The following is a 12,258-nucleotide window of genomic DNA, read 5'->3' on the forward strand; positions in this document are numbered from 1 at the left end:
CGAATGAGCCTCGGAGCGCCGGCGGGCGGCGCGCCGCCCCCGGACATGCCGCCCGCCGCCTTCGAATACCCCGACGATTGACAGCCGCCGTCGACTTCGCATAGAGTTGTCGCCATGCGTTCCTTCCAGAACACCCTCCGAATTACCTCCGGCCGCCTAGCGCGGCCGCTATCGCTACGACTAGCGTAAAGCTGTCGTGGCGCCGCGTCGTCCCGGCGCGGTCCCTCCCCTAGCAGTTCCCCGCAGTTTCTTTCTCGCAGTTTTTTACAACCCGTAGTCGTCAGCTTTCGTTCGTCGATCCGACGGGCGAATCGCGAAGATTCCGCGTCGTCGTGCCATCGGGCATGCACGTGCGCAGGCGGCGCCCACCGGCGCGTCATGCCGTCCGTCTTCGCTCGCGACTTGACCGCCCGAGGCAACGATGAAGCGCAACCCCGCCGACAAATACCGACCGTTCGAACCCGTCCGCATCAACGGACGCCGATGGCCGAGCCGCACGATCGAGCGCGCGCCGATCTGGATGAGCACCGATCTGCGCGACGGCAACCAGTCGCTGATCGAGCCGATGACGATCGAGCAGAAGCTCGAGTTCTTCGAAATGCTCGTCGCGATCGGCTTCAAGGAGATCGAAGTCGGTTTTCCGTCGGCGTCGCAAACCGACTTCGATTTCGTGCGCAAGCTGATCGACGAGCGGCGCATTCCCGACGACGTGACGATCGAAGTGCTCGTGCAGTCGCGCGAGGATCTGATCGCGCGCACGTTCGATGCGCTCGAAGGCGCGCCGCGCGCGATCGTGCACCTGTACAACGCGATCTGCCCGTCGTTCCGCCGCATCGTGTTCGGAATGTCGAAGGACGACGTGAAGGCGCTGGCGGTCGAGGGCACGCGCATCATCAAGGCGCACGCGCAGGCGCGCCCCGGCACGCACTGGACGTTCCAGTACTCGCCCGAGACGTTCAGCATGACCGAGCTGTCGTTCGCGCGCGAGGTCTGCGACGCGGTCGCGCAGACTTGGCGGCCCACGCGCGATCACAAGATGATCGTGAACCTGCCCGCGACCGTCGAGGCCGCGACGCCGAACGTGTTCGCCGACCAGATCGAATGGATGGACCGCAATCTCGGCTACCGCGACAGCATCGTGCTGTCGGTGCATCCGCACAACGATCGCGGCACCGCGGTCGCGGCGGCCGAGCTCGCGCTGCTCGCGGGCGCGGACCGCATCGAGGGGTGCCTGTTCGGCAACGGCGAGCGCACGGGCAACGTCGATCTCGTCACGCTCGCGCTGAACCTCTACACGCAGGGGATCGATCCGGGGCTCGATTTCTCGGACATCGACGCGGTGCGCCGCGTCGTCGAGCGCTGCAACCAGATTCCCGTGCATCCGCGCCACCCGTACGCGGGCGACCTCGTCTTCACCGCGTTCTCCGGCTCGCATCAGGACGCGATCCGCAAGGGCCTCGCGCAGCAAAAGCCCGACGCGATCTGGGAAGTGCCGTATCTGCCGATCGATCCCGCCGATCTCGGCCGCAGCTACGACGCGGTGATCCGCGTCAACAGCCAGTCCGGCAAGGGCGGCGCGACGTACCTGCTCGAGCGCGGCATGGGCTTCGCGCCGCCGCGCCGCGTGCAGATCGAATTCAGCCATGCGGTGCAGGCGCTCGCCGACGCTTCGGGCGAAGAAGTGACGGGCGACGCGATCTGCGAGCTCTTCACGCGCGAATACCTGCGGACGATGGGCCCCGCGGCGCGCGCGGGCGCGTCGGCGAGCTGGCATGACCGCGAAATCGCGCTCGCTCGCGCGGACGACGCGCCAGGCGCGGCGCGGCAGGCCGCGGCCGCGTTCGCCGCGGCGGCGGGCGTCGCGATCGGCGTCGCGTCGTGCGAAGTCGAGCGCACCGCGAGCGGCGACACCGTGGTGTTCGTCGGCGCGAAGGTCGGCGACGCCGCGCTGCGCCACGGCGCCGGCGTGCATCGCGATCCGGTCGCGGCCGCGACGGATGCGGTCGCGAGCGCGATCAACCGCTCGGCGTGGAGCTGCGACGAGCGGCGCGCGGCCGCCTGACGCCGCGCGCAACGGCGGGCGAACGACAGGCGGACGAACCTCGCGCGGCGCACGCCGCCGCGCGACAACCGGTGCGACGCGCGATCCGCGGCGCGCCGGCGCACGCCGGGCGGCTCACGAAACCGCACGGCGACGAAGGGCCCCGACGAGGGGCCGGAAGAGCGGCCGAGAACGACGGCTGAGAGCGACGGCTGAGAAAAACGGTCGAGAAAGGACCAGGAAAGAGGCGCAAAAGCAGGCGGCGATTGCAGGCGGCGATTGCAGGCGGCAGTTGCGTGCGGGCTGGCGGACGAACGCGTGCTTCGCGCCCATGGCCCGTTCACGCCGATAGCGGGGCGAAGAAACGGCAATAAACGGGGCCTTAGCCCTCGGTCGCGCAGCGCGTCGCCTGCCATGCGAGCAGCCGCCAGCGGCCGCTTTCCTGCGTCTGAATCGCGGTGTAGGCGATCGGGAACACGAGGCCGCCGTTGTTCGTCTCCATCTCGATCAGCGCGCGCCCCGCGACGACGCACGTGGCATCGCCGACGGGCAGCACGTCCTGCGACTGGATCTCGATCTGCCGATAGCGACGGCGCCCTGCCGTGATCGCGTCGATGAACTGCTGCTTGGTCTCGCGTTTGCCGTTGGTGTGCACGTAATAGACGTTGTCGGACAGCAATGCGTCGAGCGCCTCGCCGTCGCCGTCGACCATCGCACGAAACCGGTCGCGCTCGAGCGCGCGAATCGCATCGATCACCTTTGCCGCCATCGCCATGCTCCTCGACTGCATGCGCGCGTCCGGCGCGCCGATCAGAAGTTGTATTGCACGTAGAGCTGGCTGAAATTTATACCAGGATTCGGGTCTTTGATACCCGCGTTCGACACGTGCTGTAAACGGACACCCGCTTGATACTGCTGACGATTGCCGAATTGCGCGCCGATGCCGACCATGTCGGCGAACTGGAACGACGTCGACATCGAATAGTTCTGGGAGATCGTCGGATGCGACAGGAAGCGCACGCCGGCGCCCACCTCGACGAACGGCCGCACGTAGCCCGCGCTCTTGATGAATCGTATGATCGGCGTCACGCCGACTTCCCAGACGCTGTCGTTGATCGCGTGATCGCCGGTATAGCGCCAGTAAGACACGTGCCCCTCGGCGACGAACGCGAAGTGCCAGCCGCCGATTTCCCACCAGGTCCAGTTCGGGTCCCAGACCACGCCGATGTCGCCCTTCTTCATGTCGTGATCGGCGACGCCGCCGCCGAGCTGCAATCCCCAGCGATCCGCGAAGGCGGCCCCGGAACCGCCGGCGAGCGCCGTTGCCACTGCGATCTGCACGATGATCCGCCCCGCCCGACCGCCGTTCTTATCGTTCATCTCTTTCTCCAACTTCTCTGGTTGAATAGAGCCTCGCCGCAATTCACACGCTAGGGCTCGAGAGAACAGCATCTTATGGTAAAGGACTTTTTCGATCGGCACCGTCTGACGAAATGGTTTTCTGCCGAATTGACAAGAATCAGGAACCTTTACCTGAAATGCCCGTAAAACAAACACTTACGGACAGCGGGCGCGGGCAGTGCCGCAGAAAGAGCTATCGCCCCCTCAAAAGCGATAGCAATTCGGGAACTCCGACGACCCTGTTCCTTCTAAGGATTAGCACTCCGCTAGATGGAGTGCTAAGATTCATCGAGGAATCGCCCCGGCAATGGGGCTCGTCCCTGATTCCAAAGGAGTTTTCTACGTGAGCAACGCATTGACCCTTCCGAACACTTTGCGCCCGGCGTCCGCTAAGGCCGCATCGGCAGGCTCGCTGGCGCTCGCATCCCACTCGATGCTGCCCGGCCAGCTGGGCAACATCGACGCCTATATTCAGGCCGTGAACCGGATTCCGCTGCTGACGGCGGAGGAAGAGCGTCAGTACGCGACCGAATACCACGAGGACAACAACCTCGACGCCGCGCGCCGGCTCGTGCTGTCGCACCTGCGGCTCGTCGTGTCGATCGCGCGCAACTATCTCGGCTACGGCCTGCCGCACGGCGACCTGATCCAGGAAGGCAACATCGGCCTGATGAAGGCGGTCAAGCGTTTCGATCCCGCCCAGAACGTGCGCCTCGTGTCGTACGCGATCCACTGGATCAAGGCCGAGATTCACGAATACATCCTGCGCAACTGGCGCACGGTGAAGGTCGCGACGACGAAGGCGCAGCGCAAGCTGTTCTTCAACCTGCGCAGCCACAAGAAGGGCACGCAGGCGTTCACGCCGGAGGAAATCGACGGCCTCGCGCAGGAGCTGAACGTCAAGCGCGAGGAAGTGGCCGAGATGGAAACCCGCCTGTCGGGCGGCGACGTCGCGCTCGAGGGCCAGATCGACGACGGCGAGGAGTCGTACGCGCCGATCGCCTATCTCGCCGATTCGCACAACGAGCCGACCGCCGTGCTCGCCGCGCGTCAGCGCGACATGCTGCAGACGGACGGCATCGCGCGCGCGCTCGAATCGCTCGACGCGCGCAGCCGCCGGATCATCGAGGCGCGCTGGCTGAACGTCGACGACGACGGCTCGGGCGGCTCGACGCTGCACGACCTCGCCGCCGAATTCGGCGTATCGGCGGAGCGCATCCGCCAGATCGAAGCGAGCGCGATGAAGAAGATGCGCACGGCGCTCGCCGCGTACGCGTAAGCGCGCTCAAACCCGAACATCCGGCCCGCCGCGGCCGCGCCGAAACGAAAAAGCCCGCTGTCCGACGACAGCGGGCTTTTTTTGTGCGCCGCGAAACCGTGCGCGACGCGCGCATGCTTGACCAACATTATGAAAAATTTCATCCGGCGCATCGCGATTCGCGCAGATCTTGAGCCAGCTCAAGTTTCTGCGATCGCTTCGCGACGGAGTGCCGCAGCGCGGCACTAAGGGTTTTCCGGGACGCCTCCTACAATTGGGAGGACCGGCCAACAGATGCAGCGCGTATGCGAAACGCGTCACGAGACCGGCCAGTTTTGCGCCAACCGCGTCATCCCGGACATCATGGCTTTGACTCTCGTCAACAAAAAGGCGTCGCCCCACGACACGCCGCCCGCCCCTCGGGCGGGCTGGCGCGCTCGGGTCGCCGCCTGGGCCCGTGGCCCGACCCTCGCGCGCGACCTCTCGATCGTGCTGCTCTTCAAGCTGATCCTGCTCGTCGCGCTCAAGTACGCATTCTTCAACCATCCGCAGGCCGAGCACATGTCGTTGCCGCCTGCCGTCGTCGCAGCAAAGCTGCTGTCGGCGACGCCATACGCACCCACTCAGGGAGACCGCCATGATAAGTAGCGAAGTCGTCGATCTGTCGCGTCTGCAGTTCGGCATCACAGCGCTCTACCATTTCCTCTTCGTCCCGCTCACGCTCGGCATGTCCTGGCTGCTCGTCATCATGGAGTCCGTCTACGTGATGACCGGCAAGCAGGTCTACAAGGACATGACGCAGTTCTGGGGCAAGCTCTTCGGGATCAACTTCGCGATGGGCGTGACGACGGGGATCACGCTCGAATTCCAGTTCGGCACGAACTGGTCGTACTACTCGCACTACGTCGGCGACATCTTCGGCGTGCCGCTCGCCGTCGAAGGGCTGATGGCGTTCTTCCTCGAATCGACGTTCGTCGGCCTGTTCTTCTTCGGCTGGAACCGCCTGTCGAAGGTCCAGCACCTGATCGTCACGTTCCTCGTCGCGCTCGGCTCGAACCTGTCCGCGCTGTGGATTCTCGTCGCCAACGGCTGGATGAACAACCCGGTCGGCGCCGAGTTCAACTACCAGACGATGCGCATGGAGCTGTCGAACCTCTTCGACGTGATCTTCAACCCGGTGGCGCAGGTGAAGTTCGTGCACACGGTGTCGGCCGGCTACGTGACGGCCGCGATGTTCGTGCTCGGCGTGTCCGCGTGGTATCTGCTGAAGAAGCGCGACACCGACTTCGCGCTGCGCTCGTTCGCGGTCGCCGCGGGCTTCGGCCTCGCGTCGACGCTGTGCGTGATCGTGCTCGGCGACGAATCCGGCTACACGACGGGCGAAGTGCAGAAGATCAAGCTCGCCGCGATCGAATCCGAATGGGAAACGCAGCCGGCGCCCGCGTCGTTCACGCTGATCGGCCTGCCGAACCAGGCCGAGGAGCGCACCGACTACGCGATCAAGATCCCGTATGCGCTCGGCCTCATCGCGACGCGTTCGATCGACGAGCCGGTGATCGGCCTGCGCGAGCTCGCCAAGCGCAGCGAAGAGCACATCCAGAACGGGATGATCGCGTACGGCGCGCTGCAGAAGCTGAAGGCGGGCGACACGAGCGCCGAGACGAAGTCGACCTTCGACCAGCACAAGCAATATCTCGGCTATGGCCTGATGCTCAAGCAGTTCACGCCGAACGTGACCGATGCGACGCCCGAGCAGATCAAGGCCGCGGCCAAGCAGACGATTCCGCCCGTGGCGCCCGTGTTCTTCTCGTTCCGGATCATGGTGTTCCTCGGCTTCCTGTTCCTCGCGACCTTCATCGCCGCGTTCTGGTTCTGCGCGCGCCGCGAGCTGCTGCAGGACAACCGCCGCTGGTTCCTGCGCTACGCGGTGTGGGCGATTCCGCTGCCGTGGCTCGCCGCCGAGTTCGGCTGGGTCGTCGCCGAAGTGGGCCGCCAGCCGTGGACGATCGCGGGCATCCTGCCGACGCACCTGTCCGCGTCGAGCCTCACCGCAACCGATCTGTACCTGAGCCTCGCGGGCTTCATCGTGTTCTACACGGCGCTCTTCATCATCGAGATCACGCTGATGTTCAAGTACGCGCGGCTCGGCCCGTCGTCGCTGCACACCGGCCGCTATCACCACGAACAGGAGAAGCGCCGGCTCGACCAGGCCGTCGCCGGCTCGGCCGCCTGACGCCGCCATCGAATTCGCACAAGGAATCGTCATGGACTATGCAACTCTCAAAGTGATCTGGTGGCTGCTCGTCGGCATACTGCTCGTCGGCTTCGCGCTGACGGACGGCTTCGACATGGGCGCGGCCGCGCTCCTGCCGTTCCTCGGCAAGACCGACGACGAGCGCCGCATCATCGTCAACACGGTCGGCGCGACCTGGGAAGGCAATCAGGTCTGGCTCATCACCGCGGGCGGCGCGATGTTCGCCGCGTGGCCGCTCGTCTACGCGGCGTCGTTCTCGGGCTTCTACTTCGCGATGCTGCTCGTGCTGTTCGCGCTGTTCTTCCGGCCCGTCGGCTTCGACTACCGCAGCAAGCGCGACGATCCGCGCTGGCGCGCGGGGTGGGACTGGGCGCTCTTCGTGGGCGGCTTCGTGCCCGCGCTCGTGTTCGGCGTCGCGTTCGGCAACCTGCTGCAAGGCGTGCCGTTCGCGTTCGACACCGACATGCGCGTCACCTATCACGGCAGCTTCTGGGCGCTGCTGAATCCGTTCGCACTGCTCTGCGGGCTCGTGAGCCTCACGATGCTCGTCGCGCACGGCGCCGCGTTCGTCAAGATGAAGACGGACGGCGCGATCGCGAAGCGCGCGTCGATCGCGCTGCGCGTGTCGTCGCTCGTCGCCGTCGTGCTGTTCGCGCTTGCGGGCGCGCTGATCGCATCGTTCATCGGCGGCTTCGAGATCACGCAGGCGGCGCCCGTCGACACCGTCGCGAATCCGCTCCTCAAGCAGGTTTCCGCGGCCCCGGGCCTCTGGCTCGTGAACTACGGCCTGTATCCGTGGATGATCGCCGCGCCCGTCGTCGGCATCGCGGGCGGCGTGCTCGCGATGCTGCTCGCCGGCTCGAAGCTCGAGAAGACCGCGTTCATCTGCACGGGCCTCATGATCACCGGCGTGATCCTGACGGCGGGCTTCTCGATGTTCCCGTTCATCATGCCGTCGTCGCTCGATCCGAAGAGCAGCCTGACGGTCTGGGATTCGACGTCGAGCCGGCTCACGCTCGAAGTGATGCTCGTCGCGGTGATCGTGTTCCTGCCGATCGTCCTGCTCTACACCGGCTGGGTGTATCGCGTGCTGCGCGGCAAGGTGACGCCGCGCGCGCTCGAGGAAAACCGGCACTCGATGTATTGATGTCCGGCCGGCCGCCGCGTGCGCTGCATCGTGCGGCCGGCTTTTCGCAAGATTGTCGCAAGTTTCGAAGGAGTCGGATCATGTGGTACTTCAGCTGGATTCTCGGCATCGGCGTCGCGCTCGCGTTCGGCATCATCAATGCGATGTGGCTCGAAGCGCGGCAGAAACGCGACGCTTGAGCGCCGCGCGCGCGTCGGGCCGGTTCAGCGCGGCGGCGACGCGGCGGTGCGGCGGACGCGAGCGGATGTCGTCGTTCGTTGTGCGTCGTTCGTCGTTCGTCGTGCGTCGTGCGTCGTTCGTCGTTCGTCCGGCGCTGGTTCGCTCCGGATGCAAAGCGCGCGTCGCCATGAAGCAGGACACGCCCTCGCCTCGTACGAGGGCTTTTTGTTTCTTGCCGTGCGCGCACGAAAAATGCGCCCTCGGCGCGGATCGTCGCCGCGCGTCGGCCGCGGCGCGTATGGGCTGACGACGTCTTCGTCGCGCCCACCGCTCGCGGCCCGCGGCGACGCGACGCCGCGCGTTCCGGCGCGTCGCTTTCCGGCTATTTTCTTGCGGCGGACGAACCGCGCATCGGCTTCCTGTCCGCACGCATGCCGTTCCCGCCTTCGTCCTGCGCCGCCCCCTTCCCTTCACCGGCTGACCTGAACGGCGCTTCGTCGGCAATCTGCCTGCCTTCGCCGCAACGCGACGGCGCATGCCGGCGCATGCGTTTCAGGCGCGCCGAACGCGCCCGCCAACACGCCGTTCAATCCCCCCCTTTTTTACCAAACTCAATGCCAATCCGATTCCAAATTGATACCACTTGAACACCAATCGAAGGTTTCATAAGATCTTTTCACACGGTCGCTCACAGGCCGCATCCACACCGGTGGAGGAGACATGAAGAATCCCCGTTTCCGTTTGGCCGGCATCGTCGCTGCCACCCCGTTCGGGCGAGCCCGCGCGCGTCGCTTCGATTCGCGCGCCGCCACTCGCCCCCATGCCGCCGCACGCTCGCCGGCAGTGCGTCCCGCATCGTCGGCGGCGCGCGCCGCGCGGCCCGCGCATCTCGCGCTCGAAGCCTTCGTCATCGCGGCAAGCCTCGCGTCCCGCGGCTGCGCGGCCGCACGTCGTGCATGAGCACGCGCACGCCCGCGCGCCGTCGCCGCCCCGACCGGCACGACCGCCCCGAATCCGACCCGTGACGGGCGAACGCGCGCGAACGCTTCGCCCCTCGTTCGCTCGCGCGCGGCATCCGCGCCCCCTTTTCGCAGCTTCCTTGAAAGACCCGATCGCAGCGACGTATTTCCACGGCGTCGTATCACCGCTTTTTTCCAAGGAATTCCCATGAACCGAATCTCGCATTCCCTGTGCGCCGTGTTGCTCGCCGCGGCGGCGCTATCGCCCGCGGCTTCGCCCGCGCAATTGCCCGCGCGGGCCGACGCCCGCACGGCCCACACGGCCGCCACGCCCGCCGAGCTCGCGGCGCTGCTGGCGAACGGCCTCGCGGTGCGCGTCGCCGTCGACAACAATCACGCGGCGTCGGCGGGCGTGCCGTGCGCCGACCTCGGCGCCGACTGGGCGAGCTGCGCGACGGGCCGCCTGATCCTGCAGAACCGCGGCCATCCGCAGATCACCGACGGCGGCTGGCGGCTCTATCTGCACAGCATTCGCCGGCTGCTCAGGATCGACCGCCCGGGCTTCACTCTGCGCCACCTGACGGGCGACCTGTACGAGCTGACGCCGCAGCCCGGCACGATCAAGCTCGCACAGGGCGAGCGGATCGAATTGCCGTTCGTCGCCGAATACTGGCTGCGGCGCTACAGCGACGTGATCCCGCGCCCGTACGTCGTCGTCGACGGCGCGCCGCCCGCGGTGCTGCGTTACGACGACACCGACGACGAACTGCGCTACGTCGAAACGCTGCCCGCCGACGCGCAGAGCAACTCGCCCGGCAACGCGCCGCCCGCCGCCGCGCAGCCTGTCGCGAACCGCGCGCTGCCGAGCGTGAAGCGGCAGCGCGCGCTGCCCGGCGCGCTCGATCTGCGCGGCGTGGATCTGACGCTGCCCGAGCTTTCGTTCGCGCAGGTCGCGGCGCTGCGCGATCGCGCGGGCACGCTCGGCCTAGGCGGCGCGGGCACGCCCGTCTGGGGCATCGTCGCGCCGCGCCGGCTGCCCGCCGATGTCGCGGCGCCGGGCGGCTACCGGCTCGCGATCGGGCCGCGCGGCGTGCTCGTCGAAGGCTTCGATCGCGCGGGGCTCTACTACGGCGTGCAGACGCTCTTCTCGCTCGTGCCGGCGGGCGGGGGAACGGTGCCGGCGATGCTCGTCGAGGATGCGCCGCGCTTCGCCCATCGCGGCATGCACGTCGATCTCGCGCGCAACTTCAAGCAGCCGGCGACGCTGCGCCGCCTGATCGACCAGATGAGCGCATACAAGCTCAACCGGCTGCATCTGCACCTGTCCGACGACGAAGGCTGGCGCATCGAGATTCCGGGCCTGCCGGAGCTGACCGACGTGGGCGCGCGCCGCTGCCACGATCCGAGCGAGACGCGCTGCCTGCTGCCGCAGCTCGGCTCCGGGCCGGACAACCAGTCGGGCGGCGGCTACCTGACGCGCGACGACTACATCGCGCTGCTGCGCTACGCGGCCGACCGTTTCGTCGACGTGATTCCCGAGATCGACATGCCCGCGCATTCGCGCGCGGCCGTCGTGTCGATGGAGGCGCGCTATCGCCGCCTGCACGCGGCGGGCCGCGAGCGGGAGGCGAACGCGTACCGCCTGCTCGATCCTCAGGACACGTCGAACCTGCTGACGGTCCAGTTCTACGACCGGCGCAGCGACTTGAACCCGTGCGTGCCGGGCGCGCTCAACTTCGCGTCGAAGGTGATCCGCGAGATCGCGTCGATGCACGCGGACGCACAAGCGCCGCTGCGGATCTGGCACTACGGCGGCGACGAAGCGAAGAACATCCTGCTCGGCGCGGGCTTCCAGCCGCTCGAAGGCGCCGATCCGGGCAAGGGCCGCGTCGATCTCGCCGCGCAGGACAAGCCGTGGGCGCGCTCTCCGGCGTGCGCCGCGCTTTTTCGGCGCGGCGAGATCAAGTCGATCGACGAGCTGCCGACGCGCTTCGCGAAACAGGTGAGCGCCGTCGTCAACGCAAACGGGATCGGCACGATGGCCGCGTGGCAGGACGGCATCAAGCACGCGAACGGGCCGCAGGATTTCAGCACGCGCGGCGTGATGGTGTCGCTGTGGGACACGATCTTCTGGGGCGCGTCCGACAGCGCGCGCGACCTGAGCGCGAAGGGCTACCGGACGGTGCTCGCGCTGCCCGACTACCTGTACTTCGATTTTCCGTACACGCGCAATCCGCGCGAGCGCGGCTACTACTGGGGCTCGCAGGCGACCGACGAGTACAAGGTGTTCTCGCTCGCGCCGGAGAACCTGCCGCAAAACGCCGAGGTGTTCGGCGATCGCGACGGCAATCCGTTCGACGTGACGAGCGCGGGCGCGGCGCCGCGGATCGAGGGCATCCAGGGGCAGGCATGGGGCGAGGTGATGCGCAACGGGCAGTTCCTCGAATACATGGTGTATCCGCGCCTGCTCGCGCTCGCCGAGCGCGCGTGGCACAAGGCCGATTGGGAGCTGCCGTACGCGGCCGGCGTGCGCTACAAGCTCGGCGACACGCACCACGTCGACACGGCCGCGCTCGAACGCGACTGGGCAGGCTTCGCGACGGTGCTCAAGCAACGCGAGTTGCCGAAGCTCGAGCGCGCGGGCATCGGGTATCGCAAGCCCACCTTCACGCTGACGGGCGAATGACGGGCGGCCGGGCGGCGCGCCGCGTGCGCGTCGCCCGGCTCGCCGCGCGCCGTCCGTCTCGCAAGTCGCCGGCGATTTGCCGCGTCGCACCGCTCGTCGACGCACAATGCCGTGCGCGCCGCGCGGACGGTCTTCGGCGAATCCGCGGCCCACGGTTCGGTTGCGCTCGGGACGCTGGAGGTCGTGATGTCGGCGGGCGGGATGTGCTTTTCGCTTTTCGCTTTTCGCTTTTCGCTTTTCGCTTTTCGCTTTTCGACCCTCGAGGTTCGAGGTTCGAGGTTCGAGGTTCGAGGTTCGAGGTTCGAGGTTCGAGGTTCGAGGTTCGAGGTTCGAGGTTCGAGGTTCGAGGTTCG

11 protein-coding genes are annotated in these 12,258 nt (G+C 67.1%); 8 read left to right on the top strand and 3 right to left on the bottom strand.

What is annotated here, in order from left to right; genetic code table 11:
• Positions 1–264: 264 nt before the first annotated feature.
• Positions 265–528 carry a hypothetical protein gene (locus tag X946_RS36635; protein WP_081989336.1) on the bottom strand — a complete coding sequence of 88 codons (264 nt, stop codon included), beginning with the start codon at positions 526–528 and terminating at the stop codon, positions 265–267.
• On the opposite strand from X946_RS36635, the gene leuA reads away from it, so the two are divergent.
• Positions 422–2,062: a 2-isopropylmalate synthase gene (gene leuA / locus X946_RS04390; protein ID WP_038744470.1), complete on the top strand. Its 1,641-nt coding sequence runs from the start codon at positions 422–424 to the stop codon at positions 2,060–2,062. The two genes, X946_RS36635 and leuA, sit on opposite strands and share 107 nt — an antisense overlap.
• Before the next feature lie 361 nt (positions 2,063–2,423).
• Here leuA and X946_RS04395 read toward each other — a convergent pair whose 3' ends face one another.
• Both X946_RS04395 and X946_RS04400 read right to left on the bottom strand, forming a co-directional pair.
• A complete protein-coding gene (locus X946_RS04395; RefSeq protein ID WP_038744484.1) occupies positions 2,424–2,810 on the bottom strand; it encodes a nuclear transport factor 2 family protein in 387 nt (128 codons plus the stop codon).
• A 41-nt stretch (positions 2,811–2,851) separates the two neighbouring features.
• Positions 2,852–3,421, bottom strand: coding sequence for an acyloxyacyl hydrolase (locus X946_RS04400; RefSeq protein WP_038744471.1), 570 nt, complete (start codon positions 3,419–3,421; stop codon positions 2,852–2,854).
• Positions 3,422–3,785: 364 nt separating this feature from the next.
• On the opposite strand from X946_RS04400, the gene rpoH reads away from it, so the two are divergent.
• The 7 genes from rpoH (at position 3,786) to X946_RS04430 (ending at position 11,905) form a co-directional block, all read left to right on the top strand.
• Entirely contained in the window at positions 3,786–4,721 is a 936-nt protein-coding gene (rpoH, locus tag X946_RS04405; RefSeq protein WP_038744472.1) for an RNA polymerase sigma factor RpoH, read from the top strand.
• Positions 4,722–5,063: 342 nt separating this feature from the next.
• Complete coding sequence (cydP, locus tag X946_RS04410; RefSeq protein WP_038744485.1) at positions 5,064–5,348, top strand: cytochrome oxidase putative small subunit CydP; 285 nt, start codon at positions 5,064–5,066, stop codon at positions 5,346–5,348.
• Entirely contained in the window at positions 5,338–6,933 is a 1,596-nt protein-coding gene (locus tag X946_RS04415; RefSeq protein ID WP_038744473.1) for a cytochrome ubiquinol oxidase subunit I, read from the top strand. Before cydP ends, X946_RS04415 begins: the two co-directional genes overlap by 11 nt.
• A 31-nt stretch (positions 6,934–6,964) precedes the next feature.
• Positions 6,965–8,101, top strand: coding sequence for a cytochrome d ubiquinol oxidase subunit II (gene cydB, locus X946_RS04420; RefSeq protein WP_038744474.1), 1,137 nt, complete (start codon positions 6,965–6,967; stop codon positions 8,099–8,101).
• A gap of 80 nt (positions 8,102–8,181) precedes the next feature.
• Complete coding sequence (cydX, locus tag X946_RS04425) at positions 8,182–8,280, top strand: cytochrome bd-I oxidase subunit CydX (protein WP_004550904.1); 99 nt, start codon at positions 8,182–8,184, stop codon at positions 8,278–8,280.
• Between the two features lie 700 nt (positions 8,281–8,980).
• Complete coding sequence (locus tag X946_RS33160; RefSeq protein ID WP_152611627.1) at positions 8,981–9,220, top strand: hypothetical protein; 240 nt, start codon at positions 8,981–8,983, stop codon at positions 9,218–9,220.
• Positions 9,221–9,427: 207 nt separating this feature from the next.
• On the top strand, positions 9,428–11,905 hold the full coding sequence (locus tag X946_RS04430; protein ID WP_038744475.1) for a family 20 glycosylhydrolase: 2,478 nt from the start codon (positions 9,428–9,430) through the stop codon (positions 11,903–11,905).
• Positions 11,906–12,258 lie beyond the last annotated feature (353 nt).

This window comes from Burkholderia sp. ABCPW 111, from assembly GCF_000773065.1.
GTDB lineage: Bacteria > Pseudomonadota > Gammaproteobacteria > Burkholderiales > Burkholderiaceae > Burkholderia > Burkholderia savannae.

What these genes read in the sequence shown, in the direction of transcription:
- leuA (WP_038744470.1), top strand. Translation starts at nt 422, where the DNA reads ATGAAGCGCAACCCCGCCGACAAATACCGACCGTTCGAACCCGTCCGC.
- X946_RS04395 (WP_038744484.1), bottom strand. Translation starts at nt 2,810, where the DNA reads ATGGCGGCAAAGGTGATCGATGCGATTCGCGCGCTCGAGCGCGACCGG.
- X946_RS04400 (WP_038744471.1), bottom strand. Translation starts at nt 3,421, where the DNA reads ATGAACGATAAGAACGGCGGTCGGGCGGGGCGGATCATCGTGCAGATC.
- cydP (WP_038744485.1), top strand. Translation starts at nt 5,064, where the DNA reads ATGGCTTTGACTCTCGTCAACAAAAAGGCGTCGCCCCACGACACGCCG.
- X946_RS04415 (WP_038744473.1), top strand. Translation starts at nt 5,338, where the DNA reads ATGATAAGTAGCGAAGTCGTCGATCTGTCGCGTCTGCAGTTCGGCATC.
- cydB (WP_038744474.1), top strand. Translation starts at nt 6,965, where the DNA reads ATGGACTATGCAACTCTCAAAGTGATCTGGTGGCTGCTCGTCGGCATA.
- cydX (WP_004550904.1), top strand. Translation starts at nt 8,182, where the DNA reads ATGTGGTACTTCAGCTGGATTCTCGGCATCGGCGTCGCGCTCGCGTTC.
- X946_RS33160 (WP_152611627.1), top strand. Translation starts at nt 8,981, where the DNA reads ATGAAGAATCCCCGTTTCCGTTTGGCCGGCATCGTCGCTGCCACCCCG.
- X946_RS04430 (WP_038744475.1), top strand. Translation starts at nt 9,428, where the DNA reads ATGAACCGAATCTCGCATTCCCTGTGCGCCGTGTTGCTCGCCGCGGCG.